Here is a 23,513-nt window from a genome sequence, read left to right as displayed (position 1 = left end):
CCTGCCGGCCGTACCGGTGGGAGGGATGTCAGGGGAGCAGGAGCTGAACATCAGGCCGGTGGACCTCAAGGAGCCCCCGCTGGCGGAGAAGACGACGGTCCTGGACGCCCGGGGTAACCAGATCGCGCAGTTCTGGGACGTGTACCGCGAGGTCGTGCCGCTCAGCAAGGTGGCCGATGTGATGAAGACGGCGATCATCTCGATCGAGGACTACCGCTTCTACGAGCACGGCGCCATCGACATCGAGGGGACCATGCGGGCCCTGGCCAAGAACCTCTCCTCGGGCGGGGTGAGCCAGGGCGGCTCCAGCATCACCCAGCAGTACGTCAAGCAGGTGCTGCTCAACGCGGCGGTCACCGAGAAAGAGAAGAACAAGGTGCTGGAGGCCAGCTACGCGCGCAAGCTCAACGAGCTGCGTCACGCGATGGCGGTCGAGCAGAAATACTCCAAGGACCAGATCCTGGAGAAATACCTGAACATCGCCTTCTTCGGGGCGAGGGCCAACGGGGTCGAGGCGGCGGCCAAGCGGTTCTTCGGGGTGCCGGCGTCCAAGCTCACCCTGCCGCAGGCGGCGACCCTGGCGGCGGCCGTGCAGTCTCCCAACAGCACCGACCCCGAGGCCGGCAGGAAGGCCCGGCAGCGGCTGCTGGAGCGGCGCAACCTGGTGCTCGACCGGATGGCGCAGCTCAAGAAGATCACGCCGGAGGAGGCCGCGAAGGCCAAGAAGGAGAAGCTGGGCTACAAGGGCACGCCGCTGCCGGGCGGGTGCGAGGCCAGCCCCTACCCCTACTTCTGCATCTACGTGCGCAACGAGATCTCCGGCAACCCGGCCTTCGGCAAGACCGAGAAGGCCCGCCTCCAGTTCCTCAACCGCGGCGGGCTGACGATCAGGACGACGCTGGACCCGAGGATGCAGGCCGCGGCCGACGCGGCGATCAGGAAGCGGGTGTACGCCTCCGACAACCCGATGGCCTCCCAGGCGCTCGTGCAGCCGGGCACCGGTGCGATCAAGGCGATGGCGGCCAGCCGGAAGTACGGCATCGCCAAGCGCAGGAACGAGATGTCCTACAACGTGGTGGCCGACGCGGCGCACGGCGGCGGGGTGGGGTTCCAGGCGGGCTCGACGTTCAAGACCTTCACACTGATCACCGCGCTGAAGAAGGGCATGAAGGTCAGCGACGGCATCACCACCGGTGCCGGCTACCGCGCCCCCGGCTACGCGGCCTTCAAGAACTGCAAGGGCGAGAGCATCGGCGACCCGACCCACACCGTCACCAACGACGAGGGCTCGCCCGGGTTCAAGACGCTGCAGACCGGCACCTGGGGATCGGTCAACACCTTCTTCGTCGCCCTGGAGCAGCGCGTGGGGCTGTGTGACACGGTGGAGACCGCCAAGTCGCTGGGCATCAAGCGGTCCGACGGGCAGGCGCTGCAGGAGTACGAGACCTTCACTCTCGGCATCAACGAGATGGACCCGGTGACGGTGGCCAACGCCTACGCCGCGATCGGCGCGCGCGGCAAGTACTGCGCGCCGATGGCCATCACTCAGATCACCGACCGCGACGGCAAGGTGACCCGTTACACGCCGCAGTGCCGCCAGGCGCTGGACCCCGAGATCGCCGACGCGACGGCCGACGTCCTGTCCGGGGTGTTCACCAAGGGCACCATGCGCGGCGTGGGCGGCATCGGCCGCCCCGCGGCGGGCAAGACCGGCACCACGGACGCGTACGCCACCGCGTGGTTCGCCGGGTTCACCCCCGACCTGGCCGGCGCGGTGAGCATCGGCGACCCCCGCGGCTCGACGAAGCACAAGCTCACCGGCGTCACCATCGGCGGCAGGTACTACGGCATCGTCGCCGGCGCCAGCCTCCCCGGCCCGATCTGGAAGGACACCATGATGGCGGCGCTGAAGGGCGTCAGGGCCACCTCCTTCCACCCGATCAACTCCGCCCGCTTCGGCGGCTGCGGCCAGGACTGCGCTCCCGACCGGTCGGACGGCGACAGCCGGGAAGTCCGGAACGAGCCCTGGGACAGGGGACGTAACACCGACGACGAGGGCGGCCGGGGGAACGGCTGGGACCTCCGGAACGGCCGGGACCGGGGGAACGGCTGGGACGGCTGGGGCCGCGGGAACGGCCGTAACCGGGGGTGACGGTGCGGCGGGCCGGTCCGGGACGGAGCTCCCGGGGCCGGCCCCGGCGGCCGCCGGACCCTGGAGCCGGCGGCCTTCCGGAATGATTGCCGTATGAACGAGTTCATCGAGGCCATGGCGCAGGTGCCCACCGCCGTGACGGTCATCACCGTGAAGGATGGGCGCGATGACGTGGGGGCGACGGTGGGCACCCTTGTCTCCGTCTCGCTCGACCCCCGGCTGGTGATGGTGAGCCTGGAGAACACCGGTTACCTCAATGAGCTGCTGCTGCGCCGGGACCGCTGGGCCGCCAGCGTGCTGTCCGCCGGGCAGAAGGCGATCGCCAGCCGCTTCGCCACCGCCGGCCGGCCCGGTGCCCGGCTGCTGCTCGCGGGCGTGCCCCACCACCGGGGGGAGCTGAGCGAGGCGCTCGTCGTGGACGGCGGTGTGACCGCCCTGGAGGCCGAGACGGCCCAGGTCGTCCCGGCCGGGGACCACACCCTCTACATCGCCCGGGTGCTCGACGTGAGCTACGTCGACGCGGGAGTCCTCCCGCTCGTACGGCTCCGCGGCCGGTACCGACCGGCCGGCTGACCGCTGTCACGGCGCGCACTCGGTAACCGGTGTCACGACGGCCGGCCGGTCTCCGGAGCGGCCCCGGCCCTCTCGGACGCCTCCGTCCTGGGCATGGCGGCCATGAGGGCGACGAGGGCGGCCGCCGGCGCCACTCCCCAGACCAGGACCTCGGGGACCGCTCCGGCGATCGCCTCCGGCCGCTGGTCGTCCCCCACGTGGCGGATGAGGAGGTTGTTGAACAGGGCGACCCCCACGGCCATGCCGAACCCGCGGACCGTCACCACCGCCGAGGTGACGGCCCCGAGGTCGGCGGGCCGTACCGCGTTCTGCGCGACGGTCATGAGGTTCTGCATGATCAGGCCGAAGCCGACGCCGAGCACCGCCATCCCCGTGGCCACGAGCGCGTAGGGGCTGTCCAGGTCCGCCCGGCTCAGCAGCAGCAGCCCCGGCACCACGATGACCGCGCCGGAGAGCAGATACGGCGTGAAACGCCCGCTTCTCCCGGCCCGGCCGCCGGCGATCGCGGAGACCACGATGAAGGTGATGAAGTACGGATTGCCGGCGAGTCCGGCCTGGGTGGCGCTGAGGTCGAAGGCGACCTGCAGGTAGGTGGGCAGGAACACGATCGAGCCGTACAGCAGGGCGCCGAGCAGCGCCGTGGCCGGGAACACGACGCGCAGCGTACGGCCGGCGAACAGCCTCGGCGGGATCAGCGGGGCGGCGGCACGCCGTTCCTGCCACCAGAAGGCCGCTGCCAGCGCCAGGGCGGCCACGACGAGCCCCAGGACGGCCGGCGAGGTCCAGGAATGGGTGCGCCCGCCCCACTCGGTGGCCAGCAGCAGGCTCACCGTGGCCCCGGCGAGCAGCACCGCGCCCGCGACGTCCATGCGGGCGCCGTCCCCGCTCCTGGGCAGCCGGAGCGAGGTGGCGACCAGAATGATCGACAGCAGACCGATCGGCAGGTTGACGTAGAAGATCCAGCGCCAGCCCGCGGCGTCGGTGAGGGAGCCGCCGACGAGCGGGCCGCCCACGCTGGCCAGGGCGAAGACGCCGCCCACGTAGCCCTGCACCCGGGCCCGCAGGCGGAGGGGGAAGAGCTCGGCGAGCGCGATGCTGGGGACGGTGAACAGCGCCCCCGCCCCGACGCCCTGCAGCGTCCGGGCGGCGATGAGCTGGGGCATGGACTGGGCGAGGCCGCACAGGACGGAGGCGACGGTGAAGACGGTGATCGCGGACAGGAAGACGGCACGCCGTCCGAAACGGTCGCTCAGCCGCCCGTAGACCGCGCCGGTGGCGGTGGAGGCGAGCACGTAGGCGGTGACGACCCAGCCGATGGAGCCCGCCTCGCCGAGGTCGGCGGCGATGTCCGGCAGGGCGATGGCGACCACCGTCTGGTCCAGGACGGACATCAGGATGCCCAGCACGAGCCCCGCCACGGCGAAGGGGAGCCTCCCGGTCCCGGCCCCGTGGCCGCCCGCCGGGACGCTCTGGCCGGTGCCGGTGCCGGTGCCGGTGCCGGGGGAGGCGGTCCGGTCGGATGTCATGCCTGGTCCTTACCGGCGGGGAACGGTGCGGGCAGCGCGAAGTCCACGCTGAGCAGGTCCTGGTCCAGCACGCCGGCCGCGACGGTGCCGGAGGCCGCGGCGGCGACGACGGCGGCCAACGGCATCGGCACGGTGGCCCGCCGGGCCATGTCCCCCGCCGCGTAGACGCCGGGCACGCTGGTCCGGCCGAACTCGTCGACCTCGACGGTGGAGTCGGGGAAGCCGGCGCACCCCAGCCTCCCGGCGATGCCGGAGCGCTGCCGGAGCGTGGTCTTGACGAACAGCGCGTCGCGGGCCAGCGGCTGGGCGCCCTCGAACACGATCTGCCTGATCCTGCCGTCCTCGCCCTCCAGACGGGTGATCGGCTCGCAGCGCGCCGGGATCCCGTTGCAGGCCAGCAGGTCCCGCATGGCCGGCTCCGGCGGGGCGCCGCCGGTGCACAGCACGACGTCGTCGGTGAACCGGCTCAGGTGCAGTGCCAGCCGTACCCGGTCCGGTCCCGCGCCGATCACGGCGACGCGCCCGCCGCTGACCTCGTACCCGTGGCAGTAGGGGCAGTGGAAGGCCGAGCGGCCCCACAGCTCCTCGACGCCGCTGATCGGGGGCAGCTCATCGGCCAGGCCGGTGGCCAGCAGCAGCCGCCGGCCCCGCTCGGCGCCGCCGCCGGCCGGCCGGACCTCGAACCCGTCATCGGGCAGGCGGCCCACCTCGTCCACAGAGACGTTCCGGATCCGGACCGAGGGGTAGGCCCCGAGCTGCTCGTGCCCGATCCGGCGCACCTCGGCCGGCGGCGTCCCGTCCCGGGTGAAGAAGTTGTGCACGGCCCCGGCGGGCGCGTTGCGCCCCTCTCCGGCGTCCAGCAGCAGCACGGTGCGGTGGGCGCGGCCCAGGGTCAGGGCCGCGGCGAGCCCGGCCGGGCCGCCGCCAATGATGATCACATCAAGCATGTCGTCTCCTCTGCGGCGGGGACGGATCCCCGCTCCTTGACAGCGGGACAAACTCTGCAAGTTAATGTGAACATGAAGTCAAGCGCCGGGGCCGAGATGACCATCGGGGAGCTCGCCGCGCGGTTCGACCTCGCCCCGCACGTGCTGCGGCACTGGGAGGCGATGGGGCTGCTGACCCCGGCGAGGAGGGCGAACGGGCGGCGCCGTTACACCGACGACCACCTGTCACGGGTGACGATGATCGTCCGAGGCAAGGCCGGCGGTCTCAGCCTGGAGCAGCTCCGCGAGATCCTCAACGCCGCCACCTCCGCCGAGCGGCGCGAGCTGCTCAGCCGGCACCGGGCGGAGCTGGAGCTGCGGATCCAGCAGACCCAGATGTCCAAGCAGCTGGTCGAGCACGCGCTGGACTGCCGGGAGGAGGACTTCACCCGGTGCCGGACGTTCCAGCGGCTGTGCGCGGACCTGCCCGTCCCCACCGGCCGGCGGGAAGACCCGCCCGCCGGGGAGACCCTCGGCCGACCGTCGCCGAGATCGTTCTAGCGGACCGTCCACCCGCCGGGGAGCATCAGCGGGCCGTAGGACGGCAGGCCCAGCTCGGCGGCCAGCTGGGCGAGCGGTCCCCAGGCCTCCAGGCGGAGCCGTGCCATGGCGGCGGTCCTGTCCTCGCTGGACTCCGCCGGGCGCAGGCGCTCCAGCGGGCTCAGCCTGGGATAGACGCGCACCGGGGCGTCGGCGGCCAGGCCGGCCTGCCTGCGGGCCAGGATGAGGGCGTCCTCCAAGCCGCCGAGCTCGTCGACGAGCCCGCCGGCGTGGGCGTCGGCGCCGGTCCAGACCCGGCCCCTGGCCAGCTCGTGGGCCCGCTCCCGGGACAGGCCCCGGCCCTCGGCCACCTTGTTCACGAAGTCGTCGTAGACCCGGTCCAGCCAGGCGTTGACCCGCGCCCACTGGGCCTCGGAGAAGGCGTTGGTGGAGGAGAACATCCCGGCGTTGGCGCCCTCGCCGACCGTCTCGGAGGACACGCCGATCTTCTCCAGCAGACCGCTGATGACCGCCTTGCCGCCGAACACGCCGATGGAGCCGGTGAGCGTGCCGGGCTGGGCCACGATCGTGTCGGCGGCCATCGAGACCATGTAGCCGCCGGAGGCCGCCATGTCGCCCATCGAGACCACGATCGGCTTGCCCGCCTTGCGGGTGAGGACCACCTCGCGCCAGATGGCGTCGGAGGCCACGTACGAACCGCCGGGGCTGTCCACCCGGAAGACGACGGCCTTGACGTGCTCGTCGCGGCGGGCCGCGCGCAGGGCGGCGCAGACGGTGTCGGAGCCCATCGCGCTGCCGCCGCCCAGCGGACTCCGCCCGCTGCGGCCGAGCCGGATCGCGCCGTGGCCGTGGACCAGCGCGACGGTCTGCTCGCCGGGGCGCGGGAGCTTCTTGGCGATCGGGCCCTTGGCGTAGCGGCTCACGTAGAGCAGCAGGGCGTCGTCGCCGACGGCCTGCTTCACCTCGTCGTAGACCTCGTCGCGGTAGGCCAGCCGGTCCACGAGCCCCGCCTCGACCGACTCGGCGCCGATGAACGGGCCCCGGTCGATGAGCTCGCGGACCTTGGCGGGGTCCAGCCCGCGCCCGTCGGCGACGCCCGCGACGACCTGCTCGGTGACCGACTCGGTGATGCGGCCCATCGACTCGCGATGGGCGTCGGTCATGTGGTCCTGGGTGAAGGTGTTGGCCGCGGTCTTGTACTCGTGCCGCTGGCCCATCTGGTACTCGACGCCGAGCTTGCCGAGCGCCCCCCGCAGGAAGCGCTGCTCCATCGCGACGCCGGTCAGCCCGACGTCGCCCGACGGCTGCAGGTAGACCCGCTCGAAGGCGCTGCCGAGGTAGTAGGGCACGGTGCCGGCGCCGAACTCGCCGAACGTCTCGGCGAAGGCGACGGTCAGCTTGCCGGAGGCCCGGAACCGGGTCACGGCCTCGCGCAGGTCCTGCACCATCGCCAGCCCCATCGGCTGGGTGCCGATCTTGACGATCAACGCCTTGACCCGGTCGTCCTTCCTGGCGCGCTTCAGCCCCGACAGCACGTCGGTCAGGCTCGTCTTGCGCATGGACAGGATCGCGCCCAGCGGATCGGCTGGAGGGCCCTCTGTCAGGCCCTCGGTGAGGTCGAGTTCAAGGACCAGTGGAGCGGTGCGCCGCTGCCGGAACCGGTCGACGGTGTCGATGATCACCTTGGTCGCGTCCATGGCTATCACCCTAAGCGACCTATCTCGGACTTAAGCGATACGGCGTTCGTTCACCTGCTTTTTCAGCATTGAGGTGTATGTAGCGGAGGACGTACCCTTCAGCCGCTGCCTCTCCGCCGAGGCGAGAGCCTCCTTGACGGTGGTCGACCCGTTGACCTTCGCGGTGAAGTTGACCCCGCCGTGCGCCCAGTTCAGCCAGGCGGCCAGCAGCTCGCTCTCCAGCTTGACCTTCTTGGTGAGCTTCGTCTTCTTGGCGGGCTTGAGGACCCGGTAGGCCGCGCCCGGCGTGGAGGCGCGGGTGAGCTCGGGGAAGACGTCACTAGCCTTCGCGACCAGGCGCAGGTAGCAGCCGAGCGTCTCGTCCGTCAGCGTTCCCTTGCCCCGGGTCATCTCCGTGGCCCACCCGGCGGCGGTCAGGGTCTTGGTGGCCTTGCCCCGGGTGCACACCGCCGGCGCGGTGGCGGGTGAGGCGGTGACGGTCACCGTGACCGTCACCGTCGGCAGCGGGACCGGGCTGGGGGCGGGCGGGTCCGCCGGGCCGGGGGCCGGCACCGGGCCGGAGCTCGGGTCGGGGCTCGGGTCGTCATCGGAGCCGTCGTCGGGACCGTCCGGAGTGGAGTCGCCCGAGCCCGGCGACTGGGTCGCCGGCGGCGAGGGGGCCCGGTCGGTGAGCGCGCCGTAGACGTCGAGGCGGGGAGTGGTCACCCCGTCGTAGACGATCGGGCGGCCGGCCTTCCGCAACTGCTCCAGGAGCGCGTCCGGGGTGGCCTCCGCCGACTTCTGGGCCAGCAGCGCGAAGGCGCCCGCCACGTGCGGGGTCGCCATCGAGGTCCCGCTGTAGACCTGCCGGCCGCCACCGGGCACCGAGGAGTCGATGTCCACGCCGGGGGCGAAGAGGTCGAGGATCGAGCCGCGGTTGGACCAGTCGGGGATGACGTCGCCACCGTCGGTGGCCCCCACGGTCACCGCGCTGGAGATGCACCCGGGCGCCCCGGCGCCGGTCTCGTACTCGTTGCCGGCGGCGGCGACGGTGGCCACACCCTTGGCGCGCAGGGCCTCGATCCTCTCCTTCATCTCCTGAAGGGCGGGTTCGGCGTCGCACGCCCCGTTGAAGAGGCCGCCGCCGAGGCTGAGGTTCACCGCCGCGATGTCGCGGGTGCTCCTGGCGACGTGGTCGAGGGCCAGCAGGATCGAGGACTCGTAGGCGGTCAGGCAGGACTCCTCGCCGCAGGACTCGGCGTCGTCGATCCGGCTGAAGACCTGGATCGCCATGATGTCGGCGTCGGGGGCGACGGCGGAGGCGATCCCCGCCACGTGGGTGCCGTGGTCGCAGAGGTTGACCGAGTCCTTCACGCACATGGCGGTCTCCGCGTCGGCGGATCCCGTGCCGATCTGCGTGTCGCTCCCGCCGGGGCACAGGGACTTCGCGCCGTCGTCCGTGGCGGAGAAGCACGCCTCCTCCACAACCTTGCCGTGGAACGCGGGGTGGTCCCGGTCGATCCCGGTGTCGATGACCGCGATCATCTGGCCCTTGCCGGTGAAGCCCGCGGCGTGGGCCTGGTCCGCCCCGATCACGCTGAGGCCGGTGCCCAGGTCGCTGGGGGAGTAGGTGCGGTCCCGGCGGACCGACACCACCCGGGGGTCATCGGCCAGCGCGGCCAGGGACTCGCCCGTGCCCTCGACCACGATGAACGAGGTGTCCGGTGGCTGGAGGACGACCTCGGTGCCGGACAGCGTCCGAGCCTCGCCGGCGACCGGCGCGGCCTCCGCCGGGGCGGTCACCTCGACGATGACACGGGCTCCGTCGCCGTCGGCGGCCAGCCCGGGCTCCAGCTTGGGGGCCGGCGGCTGCTCGGCGGGCGGCGGGACGGGCGTCCCCTCGTCCGGTGCCGGTGTCTCCCCGCCGGGTGGTGGTGTCTCCCCGCCGGGTGCCGGTGTCTCCCCGCCGGGTGGTGGTGTCTCCGCGGCGGGTGCCGGAGAGTCCTGGGCGGCCGCCGGAGGTGGTGCCGGCACCTCCTCGGCGAGCGCGGGAACGCCAGGGGCGACAGTGAGCACGATCGCCAGGGCCACGAGGGCTCGAAGTCGCACACGTCCTCCGGGGGGATCAAACGGGCGATTGGGAGTCTAAGCAGCCATTTATCCCGAGTGAATACCTTGATCCGGATTCTGAGGAATCTTTCAGAAACGGCTCGGCCCCCCGCGGCGTGACGCGCACGGAGGGCCGAGTGCTCGAAATGCTACTTGAGTCCGTTGGCGATCGCGCTGATGAGTTCACCGTTGGCGGTGTCGCCGCTGGTCTCCCAGAAGAACGCGCCGCCCAGACCCTGGTTCTTGGCGTAGGTCATCTTGCCCGTGATGGTGGCCGGAGTGTCGTATCCCCACCACTGGCCGTTGCAGAAGCCGTAGGCCGTGCCACCGATGGTGCCGGTGGCGGGGCACTTGGTCTTGAGGACCTTGTAGTCCTCGTTGCCCGCCTCGTAGGTGCCAGGGGCGGCGCCGGTGGCGGTGCCGCCCGGCGCCGCCTGGGTCACGCCGGTCCAGCCGCGGCCGTAGAAGCCGATGCCGAGAAGGATCTTGTTGGCGGGCACGCCCTTGCCCTTGAGCTTCTGGACCGCGGCGTCGGAGTTGTAGCCGTCCTTCGGAATGCCGGGGTAGGCGGTCAGGGGCGAGTGCGGAGCCGTCGGGCCCTTCGCGTCCCAGCTGCCGAAGAAGTCGTACGTCATCGGCATGATCCAGTCGAGGTACTGAGCCCCGCCGGCGTAGTCGGCGACGTCCATCTTGCCGCCGGTGGAGCCGTCGGCGGTGATCGCCGAGGTGATCAGAGCGGTGGGGCCGAACTTGGCGCGCAGCGCGGACAGGACGTTCTTGTACGCGGCCGGGCCGCTGGTGTCACAGGTCAGGCCGCAGGCGTTGGGGTACTCCCAGTCGATGTCGATGCCGTCGAAGACATCGGCCCAGCGCGGGTCCTCGACCATCTTGTAGCAGGAGTCGGCGAACGCGGCCGGGTTGGCCGCGGCCTGGGTGAAGCCACCGGACCAGGTCCAGCCGCCGATGGAGTAGATGACCTTGATGTTCGGGTAGGCCTTCTTCAGCTTGCGGAGCTGGTTGAAGTTGCCGCGCAGCGGCTGGTCCCAGGTGTCGGCGACGCCGTCGACGCTCTGGTCGGCGGTGTAGGCCTTCTCGTAGTCGGCGTAGGAGTCGCCGATCGAGCACCTGCCGCCGGCGGAGTTGCCGAAGGCGTACAGGATGTGCGTCAGCTTCGCCGCCGAACCGCTCGTGACCAGGTTCTTCACGTGGTAGTTGCGGCCGTAGACGCCCCATTCGGTGAAGTAGCCGACGACCTTCTTGCCCGAGGGGTCAGGGGTGACCGTCGGGGTGGGGGTGGGTGTCGGGTCGACCGTGGGAGTGACCGTCGGGGTGGGGGTCGGGGTGGGGGTGGGCGTCGGGTCCGGGTTGCCGCTGCCGTCGCAGGCGCCGCCGTTGAGCTTGCAGTTGAGCACGCCGGACAGCCCGCCGGGCGAGCCGGTGAAACCGAAGCTCACCGAGGCCCCCGCCGCCAGCGCCCCGTTCCAGGACTTGTTGACGAAGGTGTAGTGGTTGCCGCTCTTGGTGAGGTCGGCGTCCCAGGCGGAGGCGATCGAGTTGCCCGCCGGGAGGTCGAACTCGACCTTCCAGCTCGTCAGCGCGCTCGTCCCCGCCTTCACGGTGACCTTGCCCTGGAAGCCTGAGCCCCAGTCGGAGTCGGTCGAATAGGTGGCGGTGGCCGGAGTGGCGGCCGTCGCGGCGCTCAACCCCAGGGGGACGAGCAGCGCCGCCGCTGCGATTAGGGAGCCGATGGTGATTCGTCGCAAGGGTCGCTCCAGGTCAGAGAGTTCCTAGCCCCCGAATTCATAGGAAAGTTTCCTATTAGTTTCCAGAGCGTAAGTTCTCGTTCCCGGGTGGTCAATGCCCTGCCGGGCGACATAAGGCCGATTTAAGGTCCGCCAGACGCCCGCCGTACCGCCTCCGGACGCGAAAGGGCCGGTCACGTCCCACGTGACCGGCCCGATCGGTTGGGATTACAGTTGGGAAAACTTACTTCGCCTTGTTGACGTACGTGCGCAGATACTTGGCGGCGCCGGCGAGCTGCGCCGCGGTCGCCTTGCCGTTGAGGCGGTGCCTCTCGGCGACGGCGACGGCGCTCTTGAGCGTGGTGGTGCGGTGGACCTTGGCGGAGCCGTCGTAGACGCCGTGGGCCCAGTTCAGCCAGGCGGCCAGCAGCTCGCGGTCCAGCGTGGCCCTGGCGCCCTTGCCCCGGAGCACCTTGTAGGCCTTGCCCAGCGAGTTGGAGTCGGTGGCCTCGGGGAAGACCTTGCTGCCGTTCTGGGCGAGGCTCAGGTAGCAGATCAGGGTCTTGTCGGAGAGCTTGCCGGAGCCCTTGCGGAACTCCGCGGCCCACTGGGCGGCGGTCAGCGCGGTGCTGCCCCGGCCGCGCCCGCACAGGTCGGGCACCGGGATCGGGCTCACGTCGCCCAAGCCCCGGCCGGTGGCGGTCGGGGTCGGAGTCGGGGTCGGGGTCGGGGTCGGCTTGGGTGTGGCGGACGGCCCCCTCGTCGGCGTGACCGTCGGCGTCGCGGTGGGCGTCGCGGTGGGCGTGACCGTGGGTGTCGCGGTGGGTGTGGCGGTCGGCGTCGGCGTCGGGGTCGGGGTGGTCGGCGCCGGGTTCAGCGCGGCCCAGAGGTCGATCCGCGGCGTGACGACCTTGACCTCGACCGGCTCACGGTCGACGATCTCGACGCTGTCGTAGGTGATCGGCTTACCGGTCCGCCGCAGCAGCGTGAGCAGCTCCTCCACCGAGGCGTCCGGCCGCTTCTGGCGGAGCAGGGCGAAGGCGCCGGCGACGTGGGGGGCGGCCATCGAGGTGCCGCTGTAGACGTCGTAGGTGTTGTTGCGGCCCCGGCCCGACCACTTGTCGCTGGGGACCGAGGATTCGATCCCCACGCCCGGCGCGAACAGCTCGAGCTGCTTGCCCTGGTTGGAGAACGGCGCGACCGCGTCGTTGTCGTCGGTGGCGCCGACGGTGACCACGCTGGAGACGCAGGCGGGCCAGGAGACGGCGCCCACGGTGTGCTCGTTGCCCGCGGCGACGACGGTCGCCACGCCCCTGGCGCGGAGCGAGGCCGCCTCCGGGAGGGTCTCCTGGCCGTTCGGCAGGCGGTCGCAGTCCGTGGCGGAGCTGCCGCCGCCCAGGCTCATGTTGGCCGCGGCGATCTTGTGCGTCGCGGTCAGCGTCTCGACGTGCGCGAGCGCCTGGCGGATGTTGGACTGGTAGGCCCCGATGCAGGGGACCTCGGCCCAGCTGCCGCAGCCGTTGGGCCCTCCGTCGTAGATCTTGCTGAACACCTGGATCGCGATGACGCCCGCGCCCGGCGCGACGCCGTCGGCCGGGGCGCCCGGGGTGAGCTTGCCCGCCGCGATGCCGGCCACGTGGGTGCCGTGGGAGCAGAGGTTGCCGCGCTGGATCAGGCTGTAGCAGTTGGGCGTCTCGGCGTCGGCCGCGCCCGGTCCGATCTGCTTGGAGCCGAAGTTGGGACAGAGCGAGATCGCGATGTCCTTGATGGTGGAGGTGGAGAAGCACGCCTCGGCGGTGATCCGGCCCGCGAGGAAGGGATGGTCGCGGTCGACGCCGGTGTCGATGACCGCGACCGCCTGGCCGCCGCCGGTGACGCCGGAGGCGTGGACCTTGTCCGCGCCGATCACCTTGGTGCTCGTCAGCAGTGAGGGGAAGGTGAGGGTGTCGACCTTGACCGACTCGACCTCCGGCTCCTTCTTGAGCTGGGCGACGTCCGTCTTGTCGACGACCGCCACCAGGAAGGACTCCGCCGCCTCCTGCAGGAGGACCTTGTCGCCCTCGGCCTTCAGGTCCTTGGCGACGCCGCCGACCTGGGAGGAGGTCTTGGTGTCGATGATGACGCGGACCTTGTTCTCGAAGGCCTCAAGGGCCTTCCTGGTCTCGGCCTGGGTGGGCTCGTCGGCCTCCGGCGCTGTCTGCGACGTTCCGGAGAGCGCCTGCGGGAACGTTCCAGGAAGCGCCTGCGGGGACGACGCGGAGACGGCCGAGGCGGTCCCCGGCGTGATGGCGAATGTGGTGGCGGTCACGGCCAGGACGGCCGCTCCCGCCATGAGACGTCGAAGTCTCACTGGTCCTCCGGGGGAAGGGACCGCGCCGACGACGGCGCGGCCAGGGGCGAGCTAGACGGCCCCGGCCGGCCTCAGCCGGACGGGACCGGGTCGTCGTGGTCGCCGGGCACGACGGACAGCGGCCCCGAGCTCACCCGGGAGCTCGTCACGGCCCGCTCGCCCCCACCCGCTGACCAGCCGACAAGCGCGCGCAAGCCGAGGCTCGCGCGCACTGTGAGGCGCCAGCTTAAGGGGAGCTTAAGGAAATTATTGAGGTTTGAGTTGATTTGTGATCTAGCTGAGGTCTCCCGCGGTGACGCTCCTGGCCACGGCCCCGTCCGGGGCGCCCCCGGCCACGCTCTCGTCCGGGGCGTCCGCGGTCGCGGTCTCGTCCACGGTCTCCCCGATCACCGCCGCCACGGCCGCGGCCTCCGCGACGGGCTCCTCCTCGACGCGCTCGCCGGAGTGGCGCAGCCAGACCGTCCCCAGGGGCGGGACGCGCAGGCGGGCCGAGTACGGCAGGCCGTGCCACGGCTCCTCCGTCGCCTCCACGGCGCCGAGGTTGCCCACCCCGCTGCCCGCGTAGTCGTAGGCGTCGGTGTTGAGCATCTCCTCCCACGGGCCCGCGGCGGGCAGGCCGAGGCGGTAGTCCTCATGCGGCGAGCCGGAGAAGTTGGCCACGCAGGCGACGGCCGAGCCGTCCGGGGCCAGCCGCAGGAAGGAGAAGACGTTGCCCTGCGCGTCGTCGGCGTCGATCCACCGGAAGCCGTCGGGGGAGGTGTCGAGGCTCCAGAGGGCGGGGGTCTCCCGGTAGATCCGGTTGAGGTCGCGGACCAGCCGCTGGACCCCCTTGTGCCCGTCGAAGTCGAGCACCCACCAGTCGAGCCCGCGCGACTCCGACCACTCCGAGCCCTGGCCGAACTCCCCGCCCATGAACAGCAGTTGCTTGCCCGGGTGGGCCCACATGAAGGCGTACAGCGCGCGCAGGTTCGCGAAGCGCTGCCACTCGTCCCCGGGCATCTTGCCGAGCAGCGACCCCTTGCCGTGCACCACCTCGTCGTGCGACAGCGGCAGCACGAAGTTCTCCGAGTAGGCGTACATCAGGGAGAAGGTCATCTGGTGGTGGTGGTACTGGCGGAAGATCGGCTCGTGTCTGAGGTAGGCGAGGGTGTCGTGCATCCAGCCCATGTTCCACTTGAACCCGAAGCCGAGCCCGCCCAGGTGCACCGGCCGGGAGACCCCGGGCCAGGCGGTCGACTCCTCGGCGATGGTGACGATCCCCGGCTGGTCCCGGTAGGCGACCGCGTTCATCTCCTTGAGGAACTCCACCGCGTCGAGGTTCTCCCGCCCGCCGTACTCGTTGGGCGTCCACTCACCCTCACGCCGCGAGTAGTCGAGGTAGAGCATCGAGGCGACCGCGTCCACCCGCAGCCCGTCGATGTGGAACTCACGCAGCCAGTAGAGCGCGTTGGCGACCAGGAAGTTGCGCACCTCCCTGCGGCCGAAGTCGAAGATGTAGGTGCCCCATTCGGGGTGCTCGCCCCGCGCCGGGTCGGCGTGCTCGTACAGTGGCGTCCCGTCGAAGCGGGCCAGCGCCCAGTCGTCCATCGGGAAGTGCGCGGGCACCCAGTCGACCACCACCCCGATGCCCGCCCCGTGCAGGCGGTCCACCAGGTGGCGGAACTCGTCCGGGGTGCCGAACCGGGCCGTCGGCGCGTAGTAGGACGTCACCTGGTAACCCCAGGAGCCGCCGAACGGATGCTCGGCCACCGGCATGAACTCGACGTGCGTGAACCCCATGTCCACCACGTAGTCGACCAGCTCGGTGGCCAGCTCCCGGTAGGACAGCCCCGGCCGCCACGAGCCCAGGTGCACCTCGTAGGTGCTCATCGGCTCCGCCGCCGCGCTGTGCTCCGCGCGCCGCCGCATCCACTCGCCGTCCTGCCAGCCGTACTCCGACCTGTCGATCACCGACGCGGTGGCGGGCGGGGTCTCGGTGCGCCGGGCCATCGGGTCGGCCTTGGCCCGCCAGACCCCGTCGGCGCCGAGGACGCCGAACTTGTAGCGGTCGCCCTCGCCCAGCCCGGGGACGAACAGCTCCCAGACCCCGGACCTGCCCAGTGAGCGCATGGGATAGGCGGTGCCGTCCCAGTGGTTGAAGTCACCCATCACCCGGACCCCGCGCGCGTTCGGCGCCCACACGGCGAAGGCGGTGCCGTCCATGTCCTCGTGCCGCATGACCCGCGCGCCGAGCACCTCCCACAGCCGCTCGTGGCGCCCCTCGCCGATCAGGTGCAGGTCCACCTCGCCCAGCGTGGGCCAGTGCCGGTAGGGGTCGCCCGTCTCGTACGGCTCGGCCCCGGTGTAGGTGACCCGGAGGCGGTAGTCGGGGACCTTGTCCAGCCCGGGGATCGTCACCGCGAACACCCCGTGGGCGAGGTGCTCCATGTCGTGGACCTGGCCGTCGGTGACGACCTGGACCTTCTCGGCGAGTGGCCGCAGCGCCCTGACGGTCACGCCCCCCGGCCCCGGGTGCGCCCCGAGGATCGAGTGCGGATCGTGGTGCGCCCCACCTGCCAGGCGCTCCAGGTCCAAGTGCGCGTTCATGGCTCACTCCCGTAGATCGGTATCCCCTAACCCTGCCCTATCGGGGCGCTCCAACCCATGCCCCTGTCCGCTATCACCATGCGTGTTGCGAAAACGTGCGAAGCCGCCCGTGAGGAAAACCCTGATTGTCATCGCATGTCGCTTATGGAAATACTGTCCGCCGATCCGGTTGATCACACAGAGGACGGCGATGCACCCCCACTCCCTGCGCCCCCTGCGGGGACCGGCCACGGCGGCGGTGGCGACGCTGGCGGCCGCCGCCGCGGCCGAGATCTTCTGGGTGCTCGGCGGGCCCCATCTCGCCCCGACGGTGAGCAGGCTGGTGGAGGAGGCGGGCCCGCAGGGGCCGGACGGCCTGGCCGTGGCCGCGACGTTCCTCCTGCTGCGGTATCTGGCCCATGCCGTCGCGGCGGTCGCCTTCGTGGTCTGGCTCCTGCTGGCCCGCGCGAACGCCGATTCCCTGAGCCGGGTCCCGCACCGCTGGCCCCGGATCCTCGCCGTGCTGGGCTGGTTCCTGCCGGTCCTCAACTGGTGGATCCCCAAGCAGATCGTGGACGACGTCTGGGCGGTCTCCCGGCCCGGCGGCGTGCGCGGCGAGCACATCGGCAAAGAGGTGCACTCGTGGCTGATCTGGGCCTGGTGGGTGTCGTGGCTGCTCGGGTTCTGGGTGCTGCCGCTGGCCGCCGGGCTGCTCCTCGCGATGGGGGCCCCGGACTCGCTCGCCTCCGGGTCCGGGGCCGGGTCCGGGTCCGGGTTCGGGTTCGATGCCTACGGCCTCGCTGTCATGCTGGTCGCGGCGGCCCTGGCGGTCGCGGTGGTGCTGCGGATCACCAGATGTCAGGAGGGCCGCCGGGCCTGGGCCGGCGCGGGCTCTCCGCCGTGACATCGCGGGAAGGCCGGTGCGAGGCCCCGCCGGTGCCGTGGCGCCGGGAGTGGCCTCCGGCCCGTTCCCGGGAACCGATCTCCGCGACGCCGGGGGACGGGACGGATCACCCTCGGGGGACGTCCTCGGAGACGGCGTCGAGCCGGGCGAGCACCTGAGTCGACAGCCGCTCCAGCGCGGCGATCTGGTCGCGGGTGAGCCCCTCGAAGAACAGTCGCTGAACGGTCTCCACATGTCCGGGCGCGGCGGCGGTGATGGCGTGGCGGCCGGCGGCGGTGATCACGATGAACGCTCCCCGGCCGTCGTCGGGGCACTCCTCGCGGTCGATCAGACCGCGGCGTTGCATCCGGCTCAGGTGGTGTGACAGGCGGCTCTGCTCCCACTGTATTTCCCGCTGGAGCTCAAAGGGGCGTAGGCGCCCGTCCGGGACGTCGGTGAGCTGCACCAGCACCTCGTAGTCGGCCAGGGACAGGCCGGAATCGGCCTGGAGCTGCCGGTTGAGCCGGGCGGTCAGCCGCCCCTGGAGCCGTATGTAGGCCCGCCAGGCGCGCTGCTCGTCGTCGTCGAGCCATCGAGGGCTGTTCATGTCCTCCACTCTACCCATTCTGGATGACGTGTCATGGAGATTGCGGAATAGATGATGCGTCATGTAAGTTGAGGCGCATAGATGACACGTCATCCACTGGATGGCCGAACCGCAGGAGGAGACCACCATGACGACCACCGCCACCGACTTCGCCAAGCTCACCGGCACCTACACCATCGACCCGGCTCACACCCGCATCGGGTTCGTCGCCCGGCACGCGATGGTGACGAAGGTTCGCGGCGCGTTCAACGAGTTCGAGGGCACCGCCGTGCTCGACGGCGACAACCCGGCCAACTCGACCGCCACGGTGACCATCAGCGCCGCGAGCATCGACACCCGCAACGCCCAGCGTGACGAGCACCTGCGCAGCAACGACTTCCTGGCGATGGAGTCCTACCCGGAGATCACCTTCGTCTCCACCGCCGTCCGCCAGAGCGGCGACGCCGACTTCGAGGTGACCGGTGACCTGACCATCAAGGGCGTCACCAACACGGTGACGATCCCCTTCACCTACGAGGGCGCGGCGACCGACCCGTTCGGCAACGTGCGCGTCGGCTTCGAGGGCGCTGTGACGATCAACCGTAAGGACTACGGCGTCACCTGGAACGCCGCGCTCGAGACCGGCGGCGTCCTGGTCAGCGAAAAGATCGTGCTGGAGTTCGAGGTCTCCGCCGTCAAGAACGCCTGACGCGGCCGTCACCGGCCACGTCCGGCCGCCGCGTCGCCACCGGGCCACACCCGGCCGCCGCACCGCCGCACCGCCGCACTGCCGGCCCGCGTCCCGCGGGACTATGGACCCACGGGACCACAGGACCCGCGCAGGCCGTCCGCGCGACCGGCACAGGCCGTCCGTGCGACCCGCGCAGGCCGTCCGCGCGACCCGCGCAGGCACCCGCGCCCTCCACGCCCGTGCGCCTTTCCGGACCCGAAAGGGGATCAATCTCATGACCGTGTTCCCGCCGACCCCGACCGTGGACGTCCGCCGCGCCGACGAGCGGTCTGTCACCGACATCGCCTGGCTGGACTCCAAGCACTCCTTCTCGTTCGGAGGCCACTACGACGCGGGCAACACCCATCACGGGGTGCTGCTGGTCAACAACGACGACATCGTGCGCCCCGGCAGCGGGTTCGACACCCACCCGCACCGCGACATGGAGATCGTCACCTGGGTGCTCCAGGGCTCCCTCGTGCACCAGGACTCCGAGGGCCACAACGGCGTCATCTATCCGGGACTGGCCCAGCGCATGAGCGCCGGCACCGGCATCATGCACTCGGAGAAGAACGACTCCTGGCGGCTGCGGGGCGACGCGCCCCACGACGAGCCGGTGCACTTCGTGCAGATGTGGGTGGTGCCGGACGAGCCCGGGATCGCCCCCGGCTACGAGCAGTTGGAGATCGAGGGCGAACTGCTGGCCGGCGGCCTGGTGCCGGTCGCGTCCGGGATGGCCAAGCATGACGGAGCCTCCGCCATCCGCATCAAGAACCGCTACGCCGCCCTGCACGCCGCCCGCCTGCGGCCCGGCCAGAGCGTCGAGCTTCCCGAGGCGCCGTTCCTGCACCTGTTCGTGCCCCGCGGTGCGGTCACCCTCGAAGGCGCCGGGGCGCTGGGCACCGGTGACGCCGTCCGCTTCACCGCCACCGGCGGCCAGCGGGTCACCGCCACCGAACCCGCCGAGATCCTGGTGTGGGAGATGCACGCGGCCATCGCCGCCTGACCCCGCCGCGAGAAAGCGCGAGAAGGAGAGCACGGACACATGTCGACCTCGGGAGCAGCGAGCATGGGCCAGACGGAACCACAGGTCGTCGACAACGCTCGGGCCGGCCGGTTCGAGATCCTCGTCGACGGGGAGACCGCCGGGTCCGCCGTGTACAGGCGGGCAGGTAAGAAGCTGTCGTTCACCCACACGGAGATAGATCCGCGTTTCGAAGGCCGCGGACTCGGCTCGATCCTCGCGCGCGGCGCGCTCGACGCCGCCCGCGCCGCCGGGATGTCGGTCCTGCCGTTCTGCCCGTTCATCCGTGGCTACATCGAGCGACACCCCGGCTACCTCGACCTGGTGCCCCCGGACCGGCGAGCCCGCTTCGGCCTCCCCGCCGACGGGCCGGGCGGGAGCTCCGGGGAGCCCGACCGGCCGCCTGCGTCGTAGGACCCGCTTCCACGGGAGCGCTCGGCCGGGAATCCCGCCACGCGGCGTACGGACGCGCTCACGCCTGAGCCGGACACGGTCGAGCGCGCGAGGCCGCGGCGGGCCGAGCGGGCACGGCCGCGGCCGGATCCACGGGAGCGCCATGAGGCGCGCGGCTCAACGGGGGTTCTTGGCCGTGACGTCGCGGGGGGTGATGCGGAAGCCCTGCCAGTGGGTCGGCATGGGGTCGGCGTCCTCGTCGCGGGCGACGTGGTGGAAGCCGACGTTGACCCAGAGCACGGGGTCGGTGACCGTCTCGCCGTTGACGTAACGGTCGACGGACTCCGCGCACCTGGGCGCGGGGTTGGTGGTCGCCAGGCGCTCGCAGGAGCGGTAGTCGGTGACGTAGAGGTCGGCGCGGGTGAACGCCTCGCCGGCCGGGCCGCGGTATTCGGCGCTGTCGGAGTTGTTCAGCTCCCAGGAGACGGGGTGCCCGTCGGCGTTGCGGACCCCGCGGTCGACCACGCGCCACCAGCGCATCCGGCCGTTGACGGCCTTGCCCTCCCGGGCGAAGGCCGTGCGTGTGAGACTCCGCTTGGCCGTGCCGGACCCCGAGAAGTCGTACTGCTCGACGACGTCGCCGCTCTCGCCCTGGATGTCGAAGTCGAGACGCCAGAAGATGTTGTGGCTGTGGCTCTCCTCGAAGTCCGCGCTGCCCACGCCGATCGGCCAGCCGTGCTCGGGCGTGGTGGTGGACCCGGCCAGCGAGCCGGTCGCGCCCACCCGGGGGGTGATCGCCCCGTCGTCGGAGAAGGCCCACTCGGCCAGATAGGTGTACCAGCCGACCTGGAAGGCGGCGAACACCACCAGATCCTGCCCCTGGGCCGAGATGTTCGGCTCCTCGTAACCGGGCTTCAGGTAGGCGTGGCCGCGCGCCCGCGTCGTCACGCAGACGTACTGCAGGCGGCGCTCGCCGGCCGGGCAGTCGGCGGCCTGCAACGGGATGGCGGAGTCGCCGAGGGCCCCGATGTCGTGGTAGCGGGGGCTGCCGCTGTCGTAGGGGACGTGGATCTGGGCCAGCGCAGTGCTGCGCAGCACGCTGACCGGGCTGTTGCCCCTGGGGGTGTAGACGACCTTGGTGAGGACCAGCCCTTCGATGTTGCGCATCTCCCAGCAGAGCTGCCAGCGCGCGCCGTTCGGCAGGGTCCTGTCGATCCGGTACGGCGCGCTGCACGGGGGCTGCGCGGCCGGCGCGGCGGGCGCGGCGGAGGCCCGCGCGACGGGCCCGGAGCGGGCGGCGGCGGAGTGGGGGGCCCGGCGCGGCCCGCGCGGCCGGCGCCGGACCGAGACCGCAGGCGAGCAGCACGGCGCAGGCGAGGGCCAGGCGCGGGGACCGGGAGAGGGCCGGACGCAGGGACAAGGTCACCACTCCAGGGTGTAGATCTGCTTGGCGGACAGGTCGACGACGATCCGGCTGGTGTCCAGCCAGGTGTTGCCGGGGAGCCGGACGAACAGCCGCACGCAGCGGTGGGTCTCACACCGGCGGGCCCCGCCCTCCTGGCCGGGGGTGAAGATCAGCCCTCGGAGCCCCAGGTCGGAGGCGGACCGCAGCGGCCGGCCGGCCGCCCTGGCGTAGGACTCGCGCACGCCCCTGCCGTACTCCGGGTCGGCCAGCAGCAGCTCGGCGGCTCTGAGCTCCTCCGCCCCGGACGGCGGCGGCTGCACGCCCTGCGTCACGCTCTCCGCCACGACCCTGCCCTGGCCGAGGTCCACGGTCCGCACGATCAGCCTGTCGGTGGCGTAGTCGTACAGGTAGGCGTCGGCCCGCCGCCGCTCCTCGGCGTCCTTGCCGTCGTCGCGCTCGACGTAGAGCAGCTTGACCCGTCCGGCGGCCAGGTGCGCCCGGGAGACGGCCAAGGCGATGTCGCCCGCCCGGGTGACCTCCTCGCCGGTCAGCGGATCTCCCGCGGCGGGCACCGCCGGTGCGGCCCCGGCCGCCTGCGACCCCTGCCCGCCGGACAGCAGGAGCGCCGTCCCCGCGACGGCCGCCACCCCCGCTCCCGCGAGCGTCATCATGATCCGCCGTCGCCCCACGAGCACCTTCTTTACCGATTGTTGACCTGTAGTCGCACAGTGTAGTCGCGCCGGGGCGTCTGGTCGGTTCGAAAGGCGTATTGCGCTGTTGATCCATATTGCCGGGTCAGGCCGGGTCCGGAAGGCGGTCGGCTCGGTCTCGAAGACGTCCAGCCCCGCGCCGGTGGGGCTCTCAGGCCGTGGCTTCCCGGGCGCCGGCGCTCATGGAGCGTCGCAGGCCGATGAACTCGAGCCCGGCGTAGACCGCGACCACCAGCGCTCCGACGAGCATGAAGGCGACCCCCAGGCCGGTGAGCGGTATCACGTCCGCGAAGGTGAGCAGCAGGAGCGCCACGCACGACAGCGCGTTGCCCGCGACGACGGAGGCGGCGTGGCGCGGGGGGATCCGCGGATAGCCGGCGATGAGGCCGAGAGCGGCGGCCCCACCCAGCATGGCGACCCCGAACGGGACGGACCAGGTGGTCGGCAGGCCGAGCGGACCGCTGAGCGGCCCGCTGCCGGCGAGCATGACGACGCCGAAGACGGCGGTGCTCCAGCCGTCGATCCGCAGGACCGTGCGCAGCAGGTCCGACCCGCCGCCGCCGGCCGCCGGGGGCCGGGCGGCCCTGGTCACGCTGCTCATACAGGTCTCCTTCCGTGGACGGACCCGGTCGGGCCCTGGCCGGAGAGACGTTGCCATCACCCCGGTCATGGGCTCAATGACCTCCGAGGTGATGGCAGCGGTGACCTCACGGTGGCTAGTCTCCCGGGCATGGATGCGGAGCGACCGTCCCGGGTGGGTGCCCTGCTGAGGGAGTGGCGGCAGCGCCGCAGGCTCAGCCAGCTCGACCTCGCCCTCCTGGCCGACACCTCCGCGCGGCACCTGTCATATGTGGAGACCGGCCGGGCGCGCCCGAGCCGGGCGATGGTGCTGCGCCTGTCCGCCGCCCTGGACGTCCCCTTGCGTGAGCGCAACACCTTGCTGCTGGCCGCCGACTACGCGCCGGCCTACCGGGAGAGCAGCCTCGACGACGAGTACATGGCGTCGATCCGCTCGGCTCTGGACACCATGCTGACGGCGCACGAGCCGTATCCCGCCGTCGTGGTCGACCGGCTCTGGAACGTGCTGATCGGCAACCGGGCCATGTCCGTCCTGATGGACGGCATACCGCCGCATCTGCTGGAGCCGCGGCCGAACGTGTTCCGGCTGCTGCTGCACCCCGATGGGCTGGCCGCGCACCTGGCCAACCTGGGCGAGGTCCGATCCCTCTCCCTCGAACGGCTGCGCCGCCAGGTCAGCGCCACCGGAGACGCGCAACTGCGCGCGCTCTACGAGGAGGTGTGCCGCTACCCCGTCCCCGCGGACGAGGAGGCGGGGGAGACCGGCGGCCCGGGACAGCGGCCGAGCCCGGTGCAGGTGCCGTTGAGAATCCGCACCCCGTACGGCGAGCTGTCGATGTTCGGCACCATGGCCACGTTCGGCGCTCCGGCCGATGTGACGCTGTCGGAGCTGGCGATCGAGCTGTTCTACCCCCTCGACAGATTCACCGCCGACGCCCTGCGCGCGCTGGCCGGCCAAACCGGTCCGTGAGCGTCCCGGCCGTCCGGCCGTGGCCCCGCGGCCCCTCCCCATGAGTCCGTCGC

At 71.7% G+C, this 23,513-nt stretch carries 21 protein-coding genes; 9 read left to right on the top strand and 12 right to left on the bottom strand.

Translation table 11 applies throughout. The features are described from left to right. Positions 1-25: 25 nt before the first annotated feature. Positions 26-2,152: a transglycosylase domain-containing protein gene (locus ACWDS7_RS07680; protein WP_451928592.1), complete on the top strand. Its 2,127-nt coding sequence runs from the start codon at positions 26-28 to the stop codon at positions 2,150-2,152. A gap of 93 nt (positions 2,153-2,245) precedes the next feature. Further along, positions 2,246-2,725 carry a flavin reductase family protein gene (locus tag ACWDS7_RS07675; RefSeq protein WP_451928591.1) on the top strand — a complete coding sequence of 160 codons (480 nt, stop codon included), beginning with the start codon at positions 2,246-2,248 and terminating at the stop codon, positions 2,723-2,725. A 32-nt stretch (positions 2,726-2,757) separates the two neighbouring features. On the opposite strand, the gene ACWDS7_RS07670 is transcribed toward ACWDS7_RS07675, so the two are convergent. Continuing rightward, on the bottom strand, positions 2,758-4,251 hold the full coding sequence (locus ACWDS7_RS07670; RefSeq protein ID WP_451928590.1) for an MDR family MFS transporter: 1,494 nt from the start codon (positions 4,249-4,251) through the stop codon (positions 2,758-2,760). Continuing rightward, a complete protein-coding gene (locus ACWDS7_RS07665; RefSeq protein WP_451928589.1) occupies positions 4,248-5,198 on the bottom strand; it encodes an NAD(P)/FAD-dependent oxidoreductase in 951 nt (316 codons plus the stop codon). The genes ACWDS7_RS07670 and ACWDS7_RS07665 overlap by 4 nt, the downstream gene beginning before the upstream one ends. Before the next feature lie 72 nt (positions 5,199-5,270). Between ACWDS7_RS07665 and ACWDS7_RS07660 the strand changes: the two genes are divergently transcribed. Then, complete coding sequence (locus tag ACWDS7_RS07660) at positions 5,271-5,738, top strand: MerR family transcriptional regulator (protein ID WP_306864644.1); 468 nt, start codon at positions 5,271-5,273, stop codon at positions 5,736-5,738. Here the strand turns inward: ACWDS7_RS07660 and sppA are convergent. From sppA to glgB, 6 genes are all read right to left on the bottom strand, one after another. Next, positions 5,735-7,435, bottom strand: coding sequence for a signal peptide peptidase SppA (gene sppA, locus ACWDS7_RS07655; protein WP_451928588.1), 1,701 nt, complete (start codon positions 7,433-7,435; stop codon positions 5,735-5,737). The two genes, ACWDS7_RS07660 and sppA, sit on opposite strands and share 4 nt — an antisense overlap. Before the next feature lie 30 nt (positions 7,436-7,465). Next, on the bottom strand, positions 7,466-9,523 hold the full coding sequence (locus ACWDS7_RS07650) for a S8 family peptidase (protein WP_451928587.1): 2,058 nt from the start codon (positions 9,521-9,523) through the stop codon (positions 7,466-7,468). 149 nt (positions 9,524-9,672) lie between these two features. Then, positions 9,673-11,286 carry a glycosyl hydrolase family 18 protein gene (locus ACWDS7_RS07645; RefSeq protein ID WP_451928586.1) on the bottom strand — a complete coding sequence of 538 codons (1,614 nt, stop codon included), beginning with the start codon at positions 11,284-11,286 and terminating at the stop codon, positions 9,673-9,675. Between the two features lie 223 nt (positions 11,287-11,509). Beyond that, positions 11,510-13,615 (bottom strand): S8 family peptidase, encoded by a 2,106-nt coding sequence (locus ACWDS7_RS07640; RefSeq protein WP_451928585.1) that lies wholly within the window; start codon positions 13,613-13,615, stop codon positions 11,510-11,512. A 71-nt stretch (positions 13,616-13,686) separates the two neighbouring features. Continuing rightward, positions 13,687-13,809 (bottom strand): hypothetical protein, encoded by a 123-nt coding sequence (locus ACWDS7_RS07635; RefSeq protein ID WP_451928584.1) that lies wholly within the window; start codon positions 13,807-13,809, stop codon positions 13,687-13,689. A gap of 79 nt (positions 13,810-13,888) precedes the next feature. Next, the gene (gene glgB / locus ACWDS7_RS07630; protein ID WP_451928583.1) at positions 13,889-16,201 is read right to left on the bottom strand and encodes a 1,4-alpha-glucan branching protein GlgB; all 2,313 of its coding nucleotides are present in this window, start codon (positions 16,199-16,201) and stop codon (positions 13,889-13,891) included. A 190-nt stretch (positions 16,202-16,391) separates the two neighbouring features. Between glgB and ACWDS7_RS07625 the strand changes: the two genes are divergently transcribed. Beyond that, complete coding sequence (locus ACWDS7_RS07625) at positions 16,392-17,084, top strand: DUF4328 domain-containing protein (RefSeq protein WP_451928582.1); 693 nt, start codon at positions 16,392-16,394, stop codon at positions 17,082-17,084. A gap of 106 nt (positions 17,085-17,190) precedes the next feature. Here ACWDS7_RS07625 and ACWDS7_RS07620 read toward each other — a convergent pair whose 3' ends face one another. After that, the gene (locus ACWDS7_RS07620; protein WP_451928581.1) at positions 17,191-17,670 is read right to left on the bottom strand and encodes a MarR family winged helix-turn-helix transcriptional regulator; all 480 of its coding nucleotides are present in this window, start codon (positions 17,668-17,670) and stop codon (positions 17,191-17,193) included. 100 nt (positions 17,671-17,770) lie between these two features. Here ACWDS7_RS07620 and ACWDS7_RS07615 point away from each other — a divergent pair, with 100 nt between their 5' ends. From ACWDS7_RS07615 to ACWDS7_RS07605, 3 genes are all read left to right on the top strand, one after another. Further along, a complete protein-coding gene (locus tag ACWDS7_RS07615; protein WP_451928580.1) occupies positions 17,771-18,358 on the top strand; it encodes a YceI family protein in 588 nt (195 codons plus the stop codon). 256 nt (positions 18,359-18,614) lie between these two features. Further along, entirely contained in the window at positions 18,615-19,385 is a 771-nt protein-coding gene (locus ACWDS7_RS07610) for a pirin family protein (protein ID WP_306864659.1), read from the top strand. Positions 19,386-19,424: 39 nt separating this feature from the next. Next, on the top strand, positions 19,425-19,817 hold the full coding sequence (locus ACWDS7_RS07605; RefSeq protein WP_451928579.1) for a GNAT family N-acetyltransferase: 393 nt from the start codon (positions 19,425-19,427) through the stop codon (positions 19,815-19,817). Between the two features lie 156 nt (positions 19,818-19,973). On the opposite strand, the gene ACWDS7_RS07600 is transcribed toward ACWDS7_RS07605, so the two are convergent. Continuing rightward, on the bottom strand, positions 19,974-20,963 hold the full coding sequence (locus tag ACWDS7_RS07600; protein WP_451928578.1) for a copper amine oxidase: 990 nt from the start codon (positions 20,961-20,963) through the stop codon (positions 19,974-19,976). Between ACWDS7_RS07600 and ACWDS7_RS07595 the strand changes: the two genes are divergently transcribed. Beyond that, positions 20,953-21,237, top strand: coding sequence for a hypothetical protein (locus ACWDS7_RS07595; protein WP_451928577.1), 285 nt, complete (start codon positions 20,953-20,955; stop codon positions 21,235-21,237). The two genes, ACWDS7_RS07600 and ACWDS7_RS07595, sit on opposite strands and share 11 nt — an antisense overlap. On the opposite strand, the gene ACWDS7_RS07590 is transcribed toward ACWDS7_RS07595, so the two are convergent. Continuing rightward, positions 21,219-21,890 (bottom strand): hypothetical protein, encoded by a 672-nt coding sequence (locus tag ACWDS7_RS07590; RefSeq protein ID WP_451928576.1) that lies wholly within the window; start codon positions 21,888-21,890, stop codon positions 21,219-21,221. The two genes, ACWDS7_RS07595 and ACWDS7_RS07590, sit on opposite strands and share 19 nt — an antisense overlap. Before the next feature lie 172 nt (positions 21,891-22,062). After that, on the bottom strand, positions 22,063-22,512 hold the full coding sequence (locus ACWDS7_RS07585) for a hypothetical protein (RefSeq protein ID WP_451928575.1): 450 nt from the start codon (positions 22,510-22,512) through the stop codon (positions 22,063-22,065). Between the two features lie 129 nt (positions 22,513-22,641). Here ACWDS7_RS07585 and ACWDS7_RS07580 point away from each other — a divergent pair, with 129 nt between their 5' ends. Beyond that, the gene (locus tag ACWDS7_RS07580) at positions 22,642-23,460 is read left to right on the top strand and encodes a helix-turn-helix domain-containing protein (RefSeq protein WP_451928574.1); all 819 of its coding nucleotides are present in this window, start codon (positions 22,642-22,644) and stop codon (positions 23,458-23,460) included. The last annotated feature ends 53 nt before the right edge of the window (positions 23,461-23,513 follow it).

The sequence above is a fragment of the Streptosporangium sp. NPDC003464 genome, from assembly GCF_053588315.1.
The sequence above is the reverse complement of the archived record's forward strand: the minus strand, read 5'-3'. Positions and strand labels throughout refer to the sequence as shown.